The following is a 21,172-nucleotide window of genomic DNA, read 5'->3' as shown; positions in this document are numbered from 1 at the left end:
ATCAGTAAAAAGAAAATTTTATGAAACTTAAGACAGGTTTAGTATCGTTGTTGGTTGTATGTGGAGCATGTAGCCAAGCACCCCAAGAAGTAGATGTTGTAAAGGACAGTTTTGATTTTGCTGCACAACAGTTGAGATACGCATTTACGCAGGTAGATTCAGTCAAGGCCGGTATGTCGGAAGAGCAGTTGAAAAAGAACCTTGTTTCTCCCCGCACGATAGAAGATGACGGAACTTTGCGCCTGGTAGCATCAAGAGATTGGACCAGTGGCTTCTTTCCTGGTGAATTGTGGTATATGTACGAATATACCCAGGATGATTTTTGGAAGAAGCAGGCACAAGTGTTCACGGCCAATATAGAAGACCAGAAGACCAATGGAGGAACCCACGATATGGGCTTCAAGATGTATTGCAGCTTTGGAAACGGTTACCGCTTGACGCATGATGCGGCTTATAAGGATATTCTGCTGGAGTCTGCTGCAACATTAATCACTCGCTACAAACCGACTATAGGTTGTATTCGTTCATGGGACCATAGCCGTGATAAATGGCAGTGTCCGGTTATCATTGACAATATGATGAACCTTGAATTGCTGTATTGGGCATTTAAGGAAACGGGTGATTCGGTGTATTATAATATTGCGACGACGCATGCTCGTACTACGATAAAAAATCATTTCCGCGATAATTACAGCTCTTATCATGTGGTGGATTATGATACGATCAGTGGCGAAGTGCTTCATAAGCATACGCATCAGGGCTATAACCACGAATCGGCTTGGTCGAGAGGACAAGCATGGGGATTGTACGGTTATACCATGTGCTATCGTGAAACGAAACTGCCTGAATTCCTGTCTCAGGCTGAAAATATAGCTAATTACATTTTCACCAATCCTACTATGTCGGAAGATATGGTAGCTTATTGGGACTTTGATGTTCCGAGCATTCCGAACGAACCACGCGATGCTTCTGCTGCTGCTGTAATGGCTTGTGCAATGTACGAATTGTCTATGTATAATGCAGAGAAGTCGGCACAATATAAGAAATGGGCAGATACTATCGTTGAAAGTTTAAGTAAGAACTATCGTGCTCAGTTGCAGGGTGATTATGGTTTCTTGCTGTTGCACAGCACTGGTGCACGCAACTTTGAAAGAGATGTACCTTTGGTTTATGCCGACTATTACTTCCTGGAGGCTTTGCTCAAGAAGGCAAAGCTGGAGAAGGAAGGTACGGCAATCTTATAAATGATGAAAATATCAATAGGTATGAGACGTTTTATTTTATTGTTAGTGATAACTTGTTTCGCCGCAGGTACTTTCCAAGCGAAAGTACCTGTAGCGGATAACAAGATCCGGTTGACAGATAATTGGGAGTTCCTCCGCCAAGATGTGGGGAATATCTGGGAACTGGTTCGTCCGGTAAGGAAAGGGCAGCCGGAGGAACAACCGATATGGACAAAGGTTACTCTGCCCCACTGCTTTAATGCAGAAGATGCGGTAGATCCCGACTTGAACTACTATCAAGGACCGGGTTGGTATAAGACTCGTTTGAAGTTGGATAACCCATATCCCAACGGACGCATCCTACTGGAATTTGAGGGCGCAGGTCAGAAGACGGATGTATATATCTATATGACTAAAGTGGGTAGCCATGTCGGCGGTTATGACAGTTGGAATGTGGATATAACGGATGCCGTGCGGGCGTTTCTTTCGAGCAAAGAAGCGGAACGCTTTGGGGGTGAAGTTCCTTTAAGCATTCGTTGTGACAATACGCGGGATGCCGAAATGATACCTTCGGATTTGTCGGATTTCAATCTGTATGGTGGAATCTATCGTTACCTGAATTTGGTCTATCTGCCGGAAGTCTCAATCGCTTCCCTACGGGTAGATCCGGTTTTGGATGCCAAGATGAAGAACGGTACATTAAAAGTATCCGGCACGTTCTATAATCCTGCCGATGTGCGTGAAGCCTCAGTAGAGATAGCCGTGAAAAATGCGAAAGGAGAGGCCGTAGCCACACGGACTCTCGATAGCGTCACTCCGTTGGGAGATATGGCCCTCTTGGATGTTCAGATAGCCAAGCCGCAGCTTTGGAATGTGGATAGTCCTGCATTGTACACTTGTGAAGTGACGGTTACGGCAAACGGGCAGAAGATGACCGCAAGCGAGCGTTTCGGTTTCCGTTCGTTCGAGTTTATAGAGAAAGGTCCTTTCCTGCTGAATGGAAAGCGTCTTTTGCTCAGAGGCACGCATCGGCATGAAGACCATGCGGGAGTAGCTGCCGCCATGACCGAGGAGCAGATGATAGAAGAAATGAAGATGATGAAGGATATGGGAGTGAATTTCATTCGTCTTGGACATTATCAGCAATCTGAAATCATTCTGAACCTTTGTGATGAACTGGGTATTCTGGTTTGGGAAGAAATTCCCTGGTGTCGTGGTGGGGTCGGCAATGAGCAGTATCGCGGGCAGGCTAAGAGTATGTTGGCGAATATGATCACCCAGCACTACAATCATCCTTCGGTGATCATCTGGGGCTTGGGCAATGAGAATGACTGGCCGAACGACTTTCCAGAGTTCGAGCAGCGTGAAATCCGCAGTCTGATGAGCGAACTGAATACATTGTCCCATCATCTGGATGCCGGACGCAAGACGGCCATTCGCCGTTGCGCTTTCTGTAGCGATATTGTAGATGTATATTCCCCTTCAATTTGGGCAGGATGGTATCGTGGAGTCTACACGGACTATCAGAAAATGTCCAGAGAAGAAATGGAGAAGGTGAAACACTTCCTGCATGTAGAGTGGGGTGGGGATAGCCATGCCGGCCGGCATGCGGAAGCCACGGCACCCATACGCAAAGAAGGAGAAAATGACGGTGATGCCGCCCTGAATGGTTCGGCCTTGGTATTGAAGAAGGGGGACTGGTCGGAAAGTTACATTGTGAAACTGATAGACTGGCATCTGAAGGAACAGGAAACCATGTCGTGGCTGACCGGTACTGCTTTCTGGCCGTTTAAGGACTTCTCTACTCCGGTACGTCCGGACAATCCGGTGCCGTATGTGAATCAGAAAGGGGTGGTAGAACGGGATTTCACAAAGAAAGAAAGCTATTACGTCTTCCAGTCATATTGGGCACAAAAGCCGATGATTCATATCTATGGGCATGGCTGGCCCGTGAGATGGGGGGATGCAGACGAAGAAAAAGAGATTTTGGTCTATTCCAATTGTCCGGCAGTAGAACTATTCGTGAATGGTGAAAGCCAAGGGGTGCGCAAGCGCAACAGCCAAGACTTTCCTGCTGCCGGTTTACGTTGGAGTGTGAAACTCGCCAAAGGCCGGAATACGCTTCGTGCTGTATCAGTTGGCAAAGAGGCTCTTTCTGATGAATTGAGTTTTGAATACCAGACAGAGAAGTGGGGAAAGGAACATGCCTTCAAGATTACCTCTACCCCTCGCGAAGATGGTACGGTGGAAGTGGAGGCGCAATTGGTTGATGCCAATGGAGTCAGATGCCTCGATTCCAGGATCTTTGTCTATTTCGATATTGCAGGCGACGGAGAATTGATCCAAAACCAAGGGACCGTGACAGGCTCACGCAAGGTACAGGCACGTAACGGAAGGGTTCAGATCAGGGTCAAGACACACAACGGAACCTCTTGCGTGGCAGTGAAAGCGGATCAGGTAAAGACTTCATTTATAACGATACAGTAGCTGAAAAAGATCGGTCTTATAGCGATACAGTAGCTGAAAAAGATCAGTTTTATAGCGATACAGTAGATAAAAAAAGTAGGTATTATAACGTTACAATAGATGAAAAAGGTAGGTATTTTATTTTTAGGGATATGTGCTTTACTGCTCGTTTTTTGTTCTTCGCAGGGTGACGGTAAAGACTACGTAAAGAGTGTTTTGAAACAAGGGATATTGGAACGCGCAGCTGCGAATTTGAAGGAAGAGCCGGTAACGGTTACTGCCTTCATCGCAGAGCGTAGTGCAGGCGATGTGCACGACTTCTATTCGGAAGGTGACTATTGGTGGCCGGATACGTTGAATCCCGACGGGCCTTATATCCGTCGGGACGGGCAGACGAATCCGGATAATTTCGTGGCCCATCGTCATGCCATGATCCGCTTTAGTTCGATTGTGGCAATCTGACTTCCGCCTATTTGCTGGAGCAGGAGCAGAAATACGTAGATGCGGTGCTGGAGCACGTACGTGCCTGGTTCGTGAACAAGGCGACGCGTATGAATCCTAATTTGCAGTATGCACAAGCCATCAAGGGAATCGCCACAGGGCGCGGCATCGGTATCATCGACACGATACACCTCATGGAAGTGGCGCAATCCTTGTATCGGCTGGAGAAATTGGGACTGCTTTCCGAAGACGATATCAAGTCTACCAAACGGTGGTTTGCCGATTATCTGAACTGGATGTTCACGCACCAGTATGGCATCGACGAGATGAACGCCAAGAACAATCATGGAACTTGCTGGGTGATGCAAGCCGCAGTGTTTGCCCGCTATGTCGGCGACAAGGAGATGCTGGACTACTGCAAGAAGCGCTACAAGGAAGTTCTCTTGCCCAACCAGATGGCCGAAGACGGCAGTTTCCCCTTAGAAACCGCCCGTACAAAGCCCTACGGCTATTCTCTTTTCAACCTGGATGCAATGGCAACCATCTGTCAGACCCTTTCGGACGAAACCGACAACCTGTGGACTTATACGGCAGAAGGAAACAAGAACATGGAAAAGGGAATCGGATTTATCTATCCCTATGTGCTTGATAAAGAGAGCTGGACCTATCCGAAAGACGTGATGTACTGGGATGAATGGCCGGTGGCACATCCTTTCCTGGTGTTCGGGGCTTTGCAGACGGACAATGAGGAGTGGCTGTCTACGTGGGCGCGTCTGGAACATTTCCCTGTGACGGATGAAGTGGTGCGTAATTTGCCTGTACGTAACCCATTGATTTGGATTTAGAGACAGATAAATTGCTCTACCCAAGTTCCGCAGCCCGGCTTTTGCAGGGAACAGCGCAACAGGCAGACCAGGCGTTACAGCCGACAAGCAGGGGCAAGCGACAAGTAATCGGCTTTTCCGGAAGCGCATACTTCTCCTTGCCTTCTATAACGCAGGCTAAAAAACGCCGTTTAACGTCTGTTTGCACTATAGTAACGATATGTTAACGCTGTAGCGCCATTCTGCCCTTGCAACAGGATTGCTCGTTCATCGTTCGCTAAAAACGGTTTTTTAACGGAGGTACAACGGAGGTAGAGCGAAGGCAGAGCGGAGGTAGAGCGTCCCGAAAAAGGGGTCGGAGAGCCGGAATCTGCTCAAAACGCCCCCGACAGCGCGACGGGAAATCCCCGGAAAGCGGGAAAAAAAACGAAAAAAAGGAAAAAATAATCCTCAAATTAAGATTATTTAACCGGTTTTCGTGAACCCTGTAACCCTCCGGAGAACCGGACAGTTACCGACTTGAGAAACTTAAATCGCATTAGATTTAAAAACAAGTTGCCGACTTGGGAAACTTAAATCGCATCAGATTTAAAAACAAGTTACCAACTTGAGAAACTTAAATCACATTAGATTAAAAAACAAAGCATATGACTCGAAAAATAGTAATAGGAGTATGTATATGGTGTATGGGAAGCATCAGCCTCCCTGCCGTAGCACAAAACAGAGTTGTGAACCAGCGCACCACGGGTACGATGGTCGAAGGAGAAGTAACGATGCTGGTAACCCAAGAAACCACCACCCACTACCGGCGGACCACTTCCCAGGGCGTATCGGAAGCCAAATTAGGGTACACTCCCGGAGTCACCCCCCCGCACTTGGCACTTCCTCTGGCCGAGACCGTGATGGCAAGATATCCGGACTACCGGATGGCCTACTGGAAAGATTACACCTATGTACAAGGATACATGTTCGAAGCGATGGACCGCTTGGGGCAATTGACCGCCGACAACAAGTATCTCGAATACATGAAAGCATACATAGACCACTTTGTCGATGAAAACGGCAACTACCGTGGCGGCGCACTGACCAATCTCGACAACTTCATGACAGGCTCAGCCTTTTGCACCCTCTACCATCGTACGGGCAATGAAAAATACAAAAAAGCAGTCTTGCAGATCCTGGCGGCCGTCGACAAGTACCCCAGCTCGGACGGGCAGTTCTGGCACGGAAACCGCAGCCCGAACATGTGGATTGACGGCGTATTCATGATGCAGATGTTCCTGATACGTTGCGCCCAATATGTCGGAGAAGCGGACTACTGTTATGACGTGGCATGCCGGAACATCATGGCTGCCGCCCGCCACCTGCAACGCCCCGATGGACTGGTGCTTCACGCCTGGACCACAGAACCGGAAAAAGCAGCGTGGGCAGACAAGTCTACAGGACTTTCACCCGAAGTTTGGAGTGAAGGAATGGGCTGGTACACCCTGATCGTCCCCGAACTGCTTGCCGCGCTGCCCAAGACCCATAAAGACTATCAGTCGGTGCTCGACATCTACCTGAAGATGTGCAAAGGGCTGAAAGACGTGCAGGACAAGAAAACCGGAGGCTGGTTCATGGTGGTAGACAAAGGGGAGAATCCCCTGAATTTTATCGACCCCTCAGGAACAGCGATGTTTGTCTATTCCATCCGGCGCGGCGTCCAACTGGGCCTGCTGAAAGCCAAAGAGTATGCCCAGGTTGCCGAAAAAGGATACAAGAGCCTGTTTCCCTTCATACAGGTGAACGACCGCGGTCTGCTGGACGTGATAGGCGCGTGCGATGGTGTGGTGATTAAGCAAAATTTTGTAGAATATGTTACTGTCCCCAAGATCCTGAATGCCAAAGAAGCCGTAGCCGGCATCTTGTGGGCTTCTGTCATCATGGAAACAGAACAATTGAAAAAATAAACAAGAATGAGAATCTTACGCAGTCTGATCATGGTGGGCGTATGGCTTGTGGCGCTCTCCGTTCGTGCCGATAATGCGGATGAATTGGCGCGCATCAAGCAGAATTATGTCCGGATGCTGGTACCCTCGGGCGAAGACCCGTCCGGTTTGTTGTCTATACTTTCGTCCATTCAGCCGGAGAAGGAAATGTCGGACCAGGCGGTAGTGGAGCTACACCAACGTTATCCTTTCGATTTAAAGAAGATAACAACCTATATCTCTTCTCTCACCGATGCCGGAACGTGGCCCGACATTAATTACGAAGATAAAAAACGCTCGGGATGGGAACCCAAACTTCATGCCGAGCGCATCCTGGAACTGGTGAAACTCTATAACTCCAAGCAAACTGCTTATTATCATTCTCCCGAAGTAGAGACGGTGATCCACAAGGCATTGGACTATTGGTTTACCGCCCGACCGGTGTGTCTGAATTGGTGGTACAATCAGATAGGCATCCCTAAAACGCTGGGCACGGCCTTCATCTTGTTCGAAGACAAACTGAGTCCGACCGAGAAGCAGCAAGCCATCACCGTAATGGAAAATGCAAAGTTCGGAATGACTGGACAGAATAAAGTGTGGCTTGCCGGAAACGTGATGATGCGTGCGTTGTTGCAGAACGATTATGCCTTGGTCAAAATGGCGCGTGACACGATTGCTTCCGAAATCGTATCGGGCGGGAAAGAAGGCATCAAAGACGACTGGTGCTTCCATCAGCACGGCGCCCAACAACAGTTTGGTAACTACGGGCTTTCATTCGTCTCCGGAATGAGCTTCTTCTCGGGACTCTTTTCTGGCACCTCCCTGGCCTTTGACGATCGGCAGCTGGCCATTCTGAGCACGCTGATCGACAGGGGCTACCGCTGGATTATCTGGCGTGGGATGATGGACGTGAATGCCTTAGGACGCCAGCTCTTCCATCACGCCCCCGTGCATAAGGCATTGGGACTTGCTTTTGCCGCCTCCGAGTTGGGAGGAGGCGAGTCGCAGTCGTGTGCGGCTGTCGCTGCGGCTTTGCTCCACGACAATTATCCGGCGCCCGAGCGCAACACCCTGACAGGGCATAAGCATTTCTGGCAGTCGGACTATACAGTCCATCGGCGTCCCTCGTGGATGGCTTCCATAAAGATGGCTTCCGACCGCATTGTAGGTGCGGAGATGATGAATGGCGACAACATGAAAGGCTATTACATGGCCGACGGGGCAACCTATATCTATAAGGACGGTAAGGAATACCTGGATATTTTCCCTCTTTGGGACTGGCGTAAACTGCCGGGAGTGACGGCTTTTGAGGATGACGCCCCTATGCCGTTGATTAAAAGTTACCAGCCTCGCAATAAAGGAACCTTTGTCGGTGCTGTTTCAGACGAAGAACAAGGTATGACCGTCATGGAGCTGGACCGGGCCGGAGTGAAAGCACACAAGGCATGGATTTGTACAGATGATTTCCTGCTTTGTCTGGGAGCCGGCATACAGGCCGATAGCAATTTGGTCGTAACGACTTCGATAGAACAATGCCATAAGAAGGGGGAACTTCTTGCTTGGAAAAAGAAAGAATGGAATACGGCCGATGAGAAACAGACGGCTACGGCAGGAGAACATCGCTTCTTTCATAACAATACGGGATATATCGTATGGGGAAATGAAGGCGAGATCGTTGCCGAAACGGCAAACCGCACAGGACGTTGGCATGATGTGATGCAGATGTATCGTCCGACGGAAGTGCAAGGTGAGGTCACTACTCTTTATCTGAAACATGGAGCATCTCCTAAGCAGGCTGCATATCAATATCTGATATTGCCGGCAGCCGACAAAGAGAAGGTGGCAGACTTTGATTTGTCGGATATCCGGATACTTCGTAATGATACAATCGTACAGGCTGTTTATGCAGAAAAGAAATCCACTTGCTGGATAGCTGCTTATCGGCCGGCACAGTTGGCAGTTGCAAAGGGTATCACACTGAACATTCAGACTCCCGGAGTCTATATGATACGAAAGCGTGGAAAAGGACGATACACGATAAGCTGTGCCAGTCCGACACAACAAGAAGAATCTGCAAAACTCGAATTTAACCGTAAACAGATACATATCTCTTTGCCCCAAGGAAAAGAGAAGGGTAAAACAGCTTCCGTGGAGGTTGTAGTTCGTTAAAAAGTACCTTTTGAGGCATTTCTCCAAGCGTTTGGAATAATATTGCAAGCCTTGTATGTAGGATACGCCTATTTTTGTTTTTGAAAAACAACAGATAGACTATGAATACATACAAGGCTTTTATTTTAGGGTTAGCATTGTTGGGTACCAGTCCGCTGAAGGCTCAATCAATGATGGATGCTTATAAAGCGGTCTTTACTGCTCCCCCTCAACATGTTCCTACAACCAAAACTCCGGATGCCCCTTTGGCAGGCAATGGAGACATAGGTATCACCATGGGCGGCACCCCTGATAAAATTTGTTTTTATGTCGGTAAGAACGACTTCTGGAGGGCTTATCCGGTTTATCCCGGTGGTATTGCGTTGCCTGGTGGATTGGATATTTCGATAGATGAACTTCAGGGTGCATCGTATTATGTGGAACAATTGCCGGGCTCGGCTGAGATAGCTGCTAAATTTGCTACTTCCCGTTGCAAACTAAAGTTATCTGCATGGGTTGCAGCAACCGATAATAAGGTCATCATAGAGTTGGAGTCGGATAGGGCAGTAACTGCCCGTCTGCGCTTATGGGCAGCCGAGGGTAATACTTCGACTACGGCATACGGCATGGATAAAGTGATGTGGGTGAGTCGTTCATTTGAGAATACTGAATTGTTGCGTTGGCCTACCCATGTGGCATTGGCTCTAAATTCAGATACCGACAAACTCTCTCTTACGCCCGGAAGGAAAATCTGTTTGGTGATATCTGCCTATACTAATCATGATACGCCGGATTGGAAGAATAAAGCTATTACGGAGGCTGACGGAATAACGGAACCCGCAATCGAGCAGTTGCGCAAGGAACATCATGCTTGGTGGGATAACTTTTGGAAACAGTCTCATATCAATATTGGCGATGCTTATTTTGAGAAGTATTATTATCAGTCCCAATATTTGTTTGCCTGTTCTTCTCGCGAAGGAAAGTTTGCACCTGGAATCTGGGGACCGTTTGTTACGCGCGATGAGGCAGCATGGGGAGGCGATTATCATCTGAATTATAATTATCAGGCACCTTATTGGGCATCTTTTTCTTCCAACCATATTAGCCTGACGGATAATTTCGACCAGCCGCTGTTGGATTATATGGAATCCGGCAGGAAGCATGCACAGGATTTGTTGGGATGCAGGGGAATTTATTATCCGGTGGGCATCGGTCCGAAAGGGTTGTGTACGGCTATGTGGCCGTTGACTCCGGAAGAGATGCAGGAGAAATATGCAACTCGTGAGAATACGATAGATGGTGGTTATAAGTTTTTGGGACAGAAGATAAATGCTGTGTTCAGTGTTGGAAATATGCTGATGCGTTATTATAGTACGTATGACGAAGCGTATGCCCGCAAAGTATATCCCTATCTTGTGGCTTGTGCCGATTTCTGGGAAGATTATCTTTCTTTGGAGGGTGGGCGTTATGTCATCCGCATGGATCACTTCAATGAAGTAATGCCCAATAAGCGTAATGGAGGTATTTGGCGTGATCGTTTGGGTGATTTTAATTCCACTCTTTCTTTGGGACTGGTTCGGATGCTGTTTCAGGGAGTGTTGGATATGAGTGATTTCCTCTCGGTTGATCAGGTGCGGCATTTCCGTTGGAAAAATATTTTAGAGAAGTTGAGTGAATATCCGTTGGGGATTGCTGAAGACGGACGTCAAAGTTTGAAGAATATGGAGAAGGGTCCTCAGGATAGAGATGTACCGGCATCGGGCTTGAACAGAGTTTCTATTCATGGGCTGATTCTTCCGGGAGGAGTTGCGGGACCGGTGACGGATGCCGGATTCAATGCTATCTTGTTGAATGATGTTGCGCACTGGGCAGAAAAGCAGCGTGAACCTAATGATTGGGGAAATACTTCTAATAATGGCATTGAAACGTGTTATCCCGGAGCGGTGCGCGTAGGATATCCTTCGGATAAGATACTGTCATATATGAAGAAACGCATAGAAATGAATGTATATCCCAATTATTGGATTGTACAAGGTGGGGGAGGTATCGAGACTTTAGCAGCTGTTCCTTTGACAATAAATGAAATGTTGTTGCAAAGCTACGAAGGTGTTATACGGGTTTTCCCGAATTGGAATTCGAAGAAAGATGCTTCGTTTGAGAATCTGAGGGCTTATGGTGCATTTTTAGTTAGCTCTACATTAAAGAAAGGTAAGGTGCAGGGAGTTGCCATTGTTAGTGAGAAGGGACGTGTCTGTAAGATAGAAAATCCTTGGAAGGGACAATCGGTGCAGGTTACCCGTGGAGGTAGAAAGGCAGACGTCCTTTATGGAGAATATCTACAGATACCAACTGTTGTAGATGAAAGAATAGAATTAAGTTTATATACAAATCCATAAATTTAAGAATCAAATGAATGATATGAAAAAATTAGTAAGTGGCATTGTTGCCATAGCGCTTTGTGCAGGTATGTCTGCTCAGACGAAATTGCCGCCAGGATGGCAATCCAGTTATGTGCAGATCAGCCCAAAGGGGGAGTTGGTTTATCATCCCGACAAACAGGGAAATACGATTCCGGACTTTAGTCGTGTGGGATATCATCATGGCGATAAGTCAATCCCTTATTATCCGGTGACGAAAGTCGTATATCCGGTAGAAAATGGCGATAATCGTCAGCGCATTCAAGATGCGATAGATGAGGTGTCTCGCATGAAACCTGACAAAGACGGTCATCGCGGAACGGTTTTGTTGAAACGTGGGGTATACTATGTTCACGGAACAATCCACATCAACACAAGTGGAGTTGTTTTGACGGGTGAAGGAGATAATGTGAATGAAACTCGCCTGTTGGCCATTGGTAAACAGCGTTTTTCATTGATACAGGTATCAGGCGCAGGAAAAATGGAAAAGGTGCCCGGTACCAGAGTGAAGATTACGGATAGTTTTGTGCCGGTAGGTACCCATTCTTTTCAGGTATCTTCTGCTAAGAAGTTTCAGGTAGGTGACCGTATCATTGTTTATCGCCCAGGAACGGATAATTGGATTCATGATATTAAAATGGATCAGATTGTCGAGCGTAAAGGAACCCGCCAGTGGACAGCCCAGGAGTATAATCTTTCTTTTGAACGTGAAATCGTGAAGATAGAAGGCAATCGGGTCTTTATTGATAATCCGGTGATGATGCAGATGGAAGATAAATATGGAGGTGGCGAGATCTTTAAATATACTTTTGCAGGACGCATCAATGAGGTCGGAGTCACTAATATGTGTTTGGAGTCAGAGTTTGAACATTACGAAGACAATCAGCATGGCTGGATCGGTGTTCAGTTTGATAAAGTAGAGAATTGCTGGGCACGTAATTTGACTTGCCGTTATTTCGGTTACTCGGCAGTGAGCTGTGAGCGCAATGCGAAAAATGTGACGGTGACGGATTGTCGTTGTTTGGAAACAAAATCTTTGATAACTGGGGGGCTCCGGTATTCCTTTAATAATTGGGGGCAGCAAAATTTATTTATGAATTGCCAAAGTACGGAAGGGCGTCATGACTATGTGACCGGTGCTCGTGTATGTGGGCCGAATGTGTTTTATAATTGTACGGCATCACAATCTTATGCAGACATAGGACCTCATCATCGTTGGGCAGTGGGTACTCTTTATGACAATGTGGTTACAGATGGAGAAATCAATGTGCAGGACCGTGGTAAGATGGGTAGCGGACATGGTTGGGCTGGCGTGACTCAGGTTCTTTGGAATTGTCGTGTAAAGCGTGCTGCCGTACAGAGTCCCTGGACATCCGGTTACAATTATAATTTTGGTATGAAAGGAGAAAAATATCCGGGAGTGTTTACAGATCGTCCTGACGGTGTTTGGGAAGGACAGAATGAAAAAAACGTTTTTCCCCGTTCGCTTTATGTCGCTCAGTTAATGGCTCGTCATAAAAATATGGATCTGCATATACTGACTAAATAACTCTGAAATGATTTGCATTTAGGCATTGTAAAATTGTAGTTTATAGTAATTGATTGAATTATAGGATACTATAAAATTTTAGTTTTTGCAAATTATAAGATTTTGAGATATAATTGATAGTATTTGATACAATCTTTAAATCTCATTTCATAAAATTGTTGTTTGTTTGCAATAGCGAAAATAACGATGTCTAACTTTAAAATAATGTATTGATATTATGTAAAAAAACAATTAAATCATGAACAACTCAAAAAGAATTTCCAGTGAAATTCCTTGTTAATTTAGGTCTAATTTTTAAAAAAAGTAGTTTAATGAAAAAGAAAGAACACAAATCGAAATCGCTGCTATGGCGATTATTTTTCGTTCTGTTTGCATTTTCTATGAGTATTAATCTCTATGCTCAGGAAATTACAACAATCGGTACGGTTGTCGATCAAAATGGAGAACCTCTAATTGGAGTAACAGTTTCCGTTATGAAAGGCAGTAATGGAACTATTACTGATATTGATGGTAACTTCTCTATTAAATGCAACAAAGGAGCCACATTGAAATTTAGTTATATTGGCTATAAGGATGTGACACAAGTTACTATGGGTACTAAAATGAATATTGTACTGACAGAAGATGCTCAAGCATTGGATGAAGTTGTAGTTATTGGTTACGGTACAGTAAAGAAGAGAGATCTGACAGGTGCTATCTCTACTGTAAATGCCAAAACGATTGAAGAACGTCAACCTACCGATGTATTTCAAGCATTACAAGGAGAGGTGTCCGGTCTACAAATTTCCAATAATTCAGGTGCTCCAGGTGATACAGGTACTATGCTGATTCGTGGTGCTTCTACTATGGGGTCAGGTGTTACTCCATTGTATATCGTAGATGGTGTTGCTGTAGATAATATCTCTACTATTAATCCTGGAGATATTGAAAGTATGGAAGTTTTAAAAGATGCTGCTTCTGCTGCAATTTACGGTTCTCGTTCAGCTGCTGGTGTAATCATTATCAGCACCAAACGCGGAAAAGAAGGTGCTCCAGCTAGAATATCAGTGAAGTACAATCATTCAATGAAGAAACTGGGACATAAGATTGACCAAGCAAATGCATTTGAACGCTACTTGAAAGAAAGAGCCGGTAACGCAGGAACTTCTTTATGGAAAACCAGTAATGACTCTTTACATCCTAACTTTATGGCTGATAACGATTATCAGGATTTGATTACTCGCATGGCTCATTCCAACCAAGTCGATATCAACATCAGTGGTGCAAAAAGTAAAATGAGTTACTATACAAGTATTGGCTATTTGAATGAACAAGGTATTGTTTTAAATAGCTATTTGAATCGTATTACTTCTAGGACTAACGTTGATTTCACCATATCAGATCGTTTCAAATTAATGAGTCGTTTCAATGTGGCGTATACAGATAAGAATAATATTAATACCGGTGGTGTAATCAATCAGGCATTACGTCGTCCACCACAAATGGCACTCTATTTCCCTGATGGTTCTTATGTATATAATAATGGTGGTCAGTTCAATCCAATAGCTGATGCTTATGAACGTGTCAATAAAAGCGTTTCTTATTCGGTTTCTTTGTATCAGGGAGCAGAATACCAGCTTATGAAAGGTTTGATCTGGTCTGCCAATGTACAAGGTGAATTGAAAATCAATCGTAATGACCAATTGATTCGTGGAGATTTGGTTTCTTCTGGTATTAGTTCTGGTTCTAATGATGTAAAACTTCCTCGTAAATTGGCAGCAGAAACCTACATTAACTTTGCTAGGGATTTCAAAGAGCATTCAGTAGGTGCCATGCTTGGTACTAGTGTTGAGGATTGGCGTGATGAAACGTTCCATTTGGAAGGTAGTGATTATGTGTCAGAATCCATTCTTACTTCTAATGCTCAGCAAGTGAAAGACCTGACAAAAACCAAAACTACTTATGAAAGTCATGCTATGGCATCTTTCTTCGGGCGTGTAAACTATAGTTATAAGGGGAGATATATATTTACATCAAATCTTCGTTATGATGGTTCTTCACGCTTTGTTGGCAACCGTTGGGGATTATTCCCGTCTGCATCAGTTGCATGGCGTGCTTCTGATGAATTCTTCTTTGATTGGGCAAAGCCTGTGCTGACTGATGCTAAACTCAGAGTTAGTTGGGGTACAAATGGTAATGAACGTGTTGGTAACTATGAATCAATCAACCAATATAATATTGGTTCATATTATAATGGCATCATTGGAGTTACTCAAACGAATAAATTGGCTAATCTTAATTTAAGTTGGGAATCAACAGAACAAACTAATATAGGTTTGGATGTTACGTTGCTCGATGGACGTGTTTCTTTTGTTGCAGAATATTATATAAAGAAAACCAAAGATTTGCTGGCTGATGAAGTAATACCTTCGGAACTGGGCGTTAGCAGTATGCGTGTCAATATGGGTAATATTGAAAATAAAGGTATTGAACTTACGTTAAATGCAACTCCCATTCAAACTCGCGATTTCTCATGGCAAACTACACTTACCTATACTAAGAACAAAAACAAAGTATTGAAGCTATCAGAAGGTAAAAGTTTTGTAGAAGATGGCAAATACTTGATTGAAGAAGGTTCACCTTTAGGACAATGGTTTGGTCAGAAAGCTTTGGGTATTTATGCCACAGATGAAGCGAATGCATACATTAAGAATAGTGACGGCTCATTTGGAGAACGTTTAATCCCTGTCTATCAAAGAGATCCAAATAATTATAATAACTATATTTATGGTTCTAACGGTAAACCTATCTTCTCACATTATGAGACAAAAAGTGGTCAAAAATATACAGGTGATGTAGGGCAAATGACCACTGCAGGTTCTGTAAGCAAAGGTGGTGATATCATTTGGGATGACTTGGATCATGACGGTATAATTGGTGATTCGGACAGACGAATTTTGGGTAATGGTATGCCTACATGGTACATGGGGTGGACTAACTATTTGAACTATAATAGTTTTTCTTTATCATTCTCATTCTATGGAAGTTTTGGCAACAAGATTTATAATAAGCAACGTCGTGACCTGTTACAGAATTCATCATCAAACATGACTCCCTTAGCAAGAGACTGTTATCGTTTGTGGAAATATCAGGGACAGATAACAGAAGTTTATAGCAGTGCTAAAGCAACAACAGGTGTAAACAATGCACGTGAACTTTCATCTTTCTTCTTGGAAGATGGTGATTATATTCGTCTTACGAATGCTCGTTTGGCATACAGAGTTGACCGTAATTTCACTAAACGATTCCATATCTCCGATCTTCAGTTGTATGTATATGGAAACAATCTTCTTACTTGGACGAAATACAAAGGATTTGATCCGTCAAGTATATCTAATAGTAATGTACTCCGTCCGGGTATTGATAGTGGACGATATCCTACCGCAAGAGAAATTGGTTTCGGATTAAATGTTAACTTTTAACTTGTAACAACTTATGAAAAGATTAAAATATCTACTAATTGCTAGTGTCAGCCTACTGCTCTCTTCCTGTGAGAACTTTTTAGACAGGCAGCCCGAAAGTTCGCTGTCGGGTGAAACATTTTGGACCTCAGAACAAGATCTGAAAACCTGGAATGCAGGTATGTATGACGGTTTACAATCTACTTTACGTACAAACTGGTTTTATTGGGGGGAACTTCGTTCTGGTATATATGCTGAACGTGGAACAGCTTACGATCGTAACCTATTATATAATGGTTTGAATTCTCAATCGGGTTCTTCCAGTTGGAGTGATCTTTACAAAACGATTTATCGTGCAAATGCAGCAATAAAACATATTCCAACCAGTCCGATAGGTAGTTCTGTGTCTGATCCATATTTAGGTCAGGCTTATGCTATGCGTGCATTGATGTATTTCTATGCGATACGTGTATGGGGGGGAGTTCCTAAAATTACTGAGCCAATGGAGGACGTCTCCTCCCAAGAACGATATTATGGAAGAACTTCTGTAGAAGAATTAAAAGCTTTTATTTTGGAAGATATCGAGAAAGCATTAGAACATATTGGAGCTTCCACAGATATGTCCAGTACCAGTAAATACTATTTAAATCGCGGTGCTATAATGGCATTGCGTGTGGATGTATTAATGTGGTATAAGGAATATGATAAAGCATTGATAGCAGCTAATGATTTGCTAACAAATTATAAGTATAGTCTTGAACCTGCTCTTACTTATTCCAGCATGTTTTTAAATCCATCTAGTTCTAAAGAGATGATATTCAATCTTTTCTGGAACTATGAAGAAGATGGTAATGGTTTTGGATATGCTCAAGAACTTGCTTCAGGTTCAAATACGATCCGGTATCATCCAACAAAAACATATTATAAAGAACTGGTATCCCGTAAGAGAGAAGATACTCGCGTAACTATGATCATGGATACATTTGCCATCAGTTATTTCATTACTCCTGATGAAATGATAGAAGAGTCATATGAAAAAGCGATGAATGGTGATTATGGCAATGCTGCCAACTTCCAGATTAAATGTCCGAAATTCACCGCATATGGAGCAACTGCTAATGATGGTAGACCTGGCTATTCCTACGTTGCTAATGGATCATGTTCTACTCACATGCCTATTTATCGTGTAGCAGATATATTGTTGTTAAAAGCAGAAGCTTTAGTGTTGGGTACAAATAAAGATTATCAAGGTGCGATTAATATTGTCAATCAAATACGTGAACGTGCAGGCTGGGAAAAGACCGCAGTTTTAGCGGATTATCCAACTGAAAAGGATTTGATAAAATTAATCATTGATGAACGTACCATTGAACTATGGGCGGAAGGTAAACGTTGGTTTGACCTAGTACGTAATGATATGGTAAAAGAATATTTAGATCCATATTTGCAGAATGAAGACTTGGGTGATCAGAGAATTCCGGAGGGCTTTGTTATCGGTGCAGACAAAGGAGCTAATCAGATCGGTGGTTACGGTAGAATTTTGTGGCCCCTGAACCAGGATGTATTCCGCAAGAATCCATCTATGAAAGGACAACAGAACAAGCCTTATGAAGAATAACAATAATGTCTTAAATAAAAATGAATATGAAAATCTATAGATATTTTATAAGTCTTGCCCTATTTTGTATTTCCTTGAGTTCATGTACTTTGTTTGATCTTGATTTTCAGAGCAACAATGAATATGAAGCAAAACAGGCAGATAATAGGGTAAATATGACAATTTGGGAATTTATTCAGAGTCGTCCTGATATTTTCAGTACTTTAATTGAAGGTATTCAATATGCCGGAATCGAAGATTTGTATAAAGAAGAAGGTAATACGCATATATTGCTTACTAATAGTGCCCTTAGCAATGGAGATAATTGTTTTTGGCAGAAAAATCCGGTGATGCTTCCTGGGGATACAGAGGCTGCCGCCGCCACTGCGTGGGAACAATATGACAAAAAAGTCGTAAAGGAATTGCTGACATATCATATTGTAAAAGGAGAATGGTCCTATTTTAATCTAAATTCTTCGGATCGTTGGATTGAAACCTATGGAGAAGGTAGTTTTTCCTACAACAAGGATGGACAAACGCTTCAAGGAGATACTGCGGTGATGTGTATCAAAGCTGGACACGATCGTAACTTACCACTTCAATTGAATAATTTTGAATGGAACTATAGAGGATTGCTGGCAGCGTCTTCCGGAAGTTGCCGCACTACTAACATTCATGCACGTGATGGTTATATCCATGTATCTGATTGGTGGCAACCTCGCCCATTGAGATATTTTTTGGGTCAAGAATAAACAAACAATATAGAAACGTATGAAAAAATTAATATTCAATATCGCTATATTAATATGTGTGATCTTCACTTCCTGTTCTGACAATGACAGCATAAATATTGTTTCATTAAACACTTTCGGTACTAAGTTTTGCCGTAATGACGTGGTGAAGGTTTTTGTTGCTGTCGAACTCAGTGATGATACAAATGTTAGCTATGAATGGGGATGTGATGGTGGAAGCATGACAAATCCTCAAGGATTATTTGAAAATGTATGGAAAGCTCCAAATGAAGCTGGAACTTATGAGATTTGGTGTACGGTGAAATGTGGTGGTAAGAAAGAAACTCGTCGCTCCAAGATGATAGTACTAGACGAACTGTTTTACTCTAATTTTGAAACTCCCTATTATAATGAAGGTTGGTCCAATGCATCTATGACGGTAGCATTTGACGCTAATAAAGGGACGAATGGTGCAGTAAAATTGACTTCTACTAAAGCAGACGGACGTTTTGCCCGTAGCTGGGAAAATGTATCTATTCCTTTCTCCACACAAGTAGATTATGCAATTAATGCTTGTCCAGCAGATAATAATTTTGCAGAAATCCGTATAGAATTTGCTCGTATCAACAATGCTACATTTTACGTAACTAAGGTATGTTTTACAACTTATCCTAAAACAGGAGCATGGAAAGCTACTTATACAACAACAGATGTGACAACAGGAGAAACGGCAGATATTATAATAGATGAAGGTTTGGACACAGCAAACTTTAAGTTTAAAAAGGATGCTTTTAAAACTATTGCAGTATCAATCGATGCAAACAGGAAATTCATTGTTTATTATGATGGCAAGAAATATTTTGAAAGCAACGTATTAGCAGGTGTACAGGATCAGTATTATGTATCTCGTTCCGGTTTCGGACTAGATAACAAAGTTGTTATCTTTGCTGACAATTTATTTGTTTTTGATAATGGCACAATCTGTACAGCAGAACCTCGTGAAAGATAAATAATAATTTCATTCATTTAAAAAGGAGAGAATATATCTATATTTGTTTAAGTATTCTCTCTTTTTTTTATTTAACAAAATAAAAGTATGAAATATCGTATTCTGATTTTATTAGCAACCATTCTGTTTTCATTGACAGGTATAGCTCAAGATAATGTAACGGGAGTTATTCTGAATGAAAATGGTAAACCAGCAAAAAAGATAAAAATACGAGTAAAGGGACGTATGAAAATGTTCTCCACTTCATCAAAAGGTACATTTGAACTGAATAATGTGAAAATGGGGGATACACTGTTGATATATCCTAATAAGAAATTGGTAGCTTATATACCTATGTTGGCGATTCCAACTTATACCATACATTTGGGGCAAAATTCGTTGCGTTACGCCACAGATGAGAAAACAATTACTTGCATGTATCAGAAAATACCAGAACAAACTTATAATAGTAATATTATTACTTATGAGAAAATACAACAATTGGATGCTAACAATTTAATAGATTTGTTACGAGGTAATGTGGCCGGACTACAAATTAATTATTTAGACGGACAAATGAAGGCTTCCATACGGGGAAGTTCATCTTTCACCCTCAGTACTGAACCCCTTTTGATTGTGGGAGGAACCGAATATCACTCATTAGAAGAAGCCAATAATGCAATATCGGTGGAAGATATACGTGAAATCGAAATTAAAAAAGATGGTTCTGAGTATGGTATGAAAGGAGCGAATGGGGTTATTATCATACGAATAAAATAATCCTTTATTAAATCTTCTACTATGAAAAACATTATTTATAACCCAATGATTTATCCTAATTTTACACCGTGAGTATTAAAATTACAAAACATTGATTATCGTCGCAATAAAAAGGCCATAATTCAGTCCCTGACTCAATGGAGTTCGCTCAAGGACTCGTTCTAAAACGATTTTTGGGGAATGAATATCTCTACATTGCATGACAGAACTGAAAACCTACAGATGGACACGAATTTCGTCTTGAATAATTGTTCCGGCAATTTATATCTCGGTGTATCCTTATACGTTTTTTAAGTCTATCAGAACTTCAGGAGAAAAATTGGCAATACTGCCGGCCTGCAATCTCCAGTTGATTGACTTGCAAGATATTCCCTTTTACTACAAATAACAGCTTTATCATACTTTGAACAAAATTTCAAACTTTTGAGATAATATTTATAATTCTATTATAATACCTCTTTCTTTGCAATATAGTTAACCCGATTATTGATCGGAGTGGTTGGTTACAAATAGAGCAATAAGAATGAGATTCTATCTATCTTTCTTAAAGAAGAAGATGTAGGCACTATGCTTTTGCAATCCAAACCATTTAATAAGAGGA

Annotated in this window: 11 protein-coding genes and 1 pseudogene; all 12 read left to right on the top strand. The window is 42.8% G+C overall.

Annotation, left to right across the window (positions count from 1 at the left end; genetic code table 11):
* Positions 1-20: 20 nt before the first annotated feature.
* The 12 genes and pseudogenes from QZ323_RS09640 (at position 21) to QZ323_RS09585 (ending at position 20,571) form a co-directional block, all read left to right on the top strand.
* Positions 21-1,244: a glucuronyl hydrolase gene (locus QZ323_RS09640; protein ID WP_294634425.1), complete on the top strand. Its 1,224-nt coding sequence runs from the start codon at positions 21-23 to the stop codon at positions 1,242-1,244.
* Positions 1,245-1,265: 21 nt separating this feature from the next.
* Positions 1,266-3,710, top strand: a complete 2,445-nt coding sequence (locus QZ323_RS09635) for a glycoside hydrolase family 2 TIM barrel-domain containing protein (RefSeq protein ID WP_294634424.1) — start codon at positions 1,266-1,268, stop codon at positions 3,708-3,710.
* 99 nt (positions 3,711-3,809) lie between these two features.
* Positions 3,810-4,975: pseudogene (locus QZ323_RS09630) on the top strand (alginate lyase family protein).
* 626 nt (positions 4,976-5,601) lie between these two features.
* The gene (locus QZ323_RS09625; protein WP_294634423.1) at positions 5,602-6,903 is read left to right on the top strand and encodes a glycoside hydrolase family 88 protein; all 1,302 of its coding nucleotides are present in this window, start codon (positions 5,602-5,604) and stop codon (positions 6,901-6,903) included.
* A gap of 6 nt (positions 6,904-6,909) precedes the next feature.
* A complete protein-coding gene (locus tag QZ323_RS09620) occupies positions 6,910-9,090 on the top strand; it encodes a polysaccharide lyase 8 family protein (RefSeq protein ID WP_294634422.1) in 2,181 nt (726 codons plus the stop codon).
* Between the two features lie 101 nt (positions 9,091-9,191).
* Entirely contained in the window at positions 9,192-11,465 is a 2,274-nt protein-coding gene (locus QZ323_RS09615) for a trehalose hydrolase (RefSeq protein ID WP_294634421.1), read from the top strand.
* A 13-nt stretch (positions 11,466-11,478) separates the two neighbouring features.
* Positions 11,479-13,035, top strand: a complete 1,557-nt coding sequence (locus QZ323_RS09610; protein ID WP_294634420.1) for a hypothetical protein — start codon at positions 11,479-11,481, stop codon at positions 13,033-13,035.
* Between the two features lie 311 nt (positions 13,036-13,346).
* Positions 13,347-16,496, top strand: a complete 3,150-nt coding sequence (locus QZ323_RS09605; protein WP_294634419.1) for a TonB-dependent receptor — start codon at positions 13,347-13,349, stop codon at positions 16,494-16,496.
* 13 nt (positions 16,497-16,509) lie between these two features.
* On the top strand, positions 16,510-18,093 hold the full coding sequence (locus QZ323_RS09600; protein WP_294634418.1) for a RagB/SusD family nutrient uptake outer membrane protein: 1,584 nt from the start codon (positions 16,510-16,512) through the stop codon (positions 18,091-18,093).
* Between the two features lie 26 nt (positions 18,094-18,119).
* Complete coding sequence (locus QZ323_RS09595; RefSeq protein WP_294634417.1) at positions 18,120-18,824, top strand: hypothetical protein; 705 nt, start codon at positions 18,120-18,122, stop codon at positions 18,822-18,824.
* Positions 18,825-18,843: 19 nt separating this feature from the next.
* A complete protein-coding gene (locus tag QZ323_RS09590; protein ID WP_294634416.1) occupies positions 18,844-19,812 on the top strand; it encodes a hypothetical protein in 969 nt (322 codons plus the stop codon).
* Positions 19,813-19,899: 87 nt separating this feature from the next.
* A complete protein-coding gene (locus QZ323_RS09585; RefSeq protein WP_294634415.1) occupies positions 19,900-20,571 on the top strand; it encodes a TonB-dependent receptor plug domain-containing protein in 672 nt (223 codons plus the stop codon).
* The last annotated feature ends 601 nt before the right edge of the window (positions 20,572-21,172 follow it).

The organism is uncultured Bacteroides sp. (assembly GCF_910585845.1).
Classification (GTDB): Bacteria; Bacteroidota; Bacteroidia; order Bacteroidales; family Bacteroidaceae; genus Bacteroides.
This window is presented reverse-complemented; position numbering and strand designations above follow the sequence as displayed.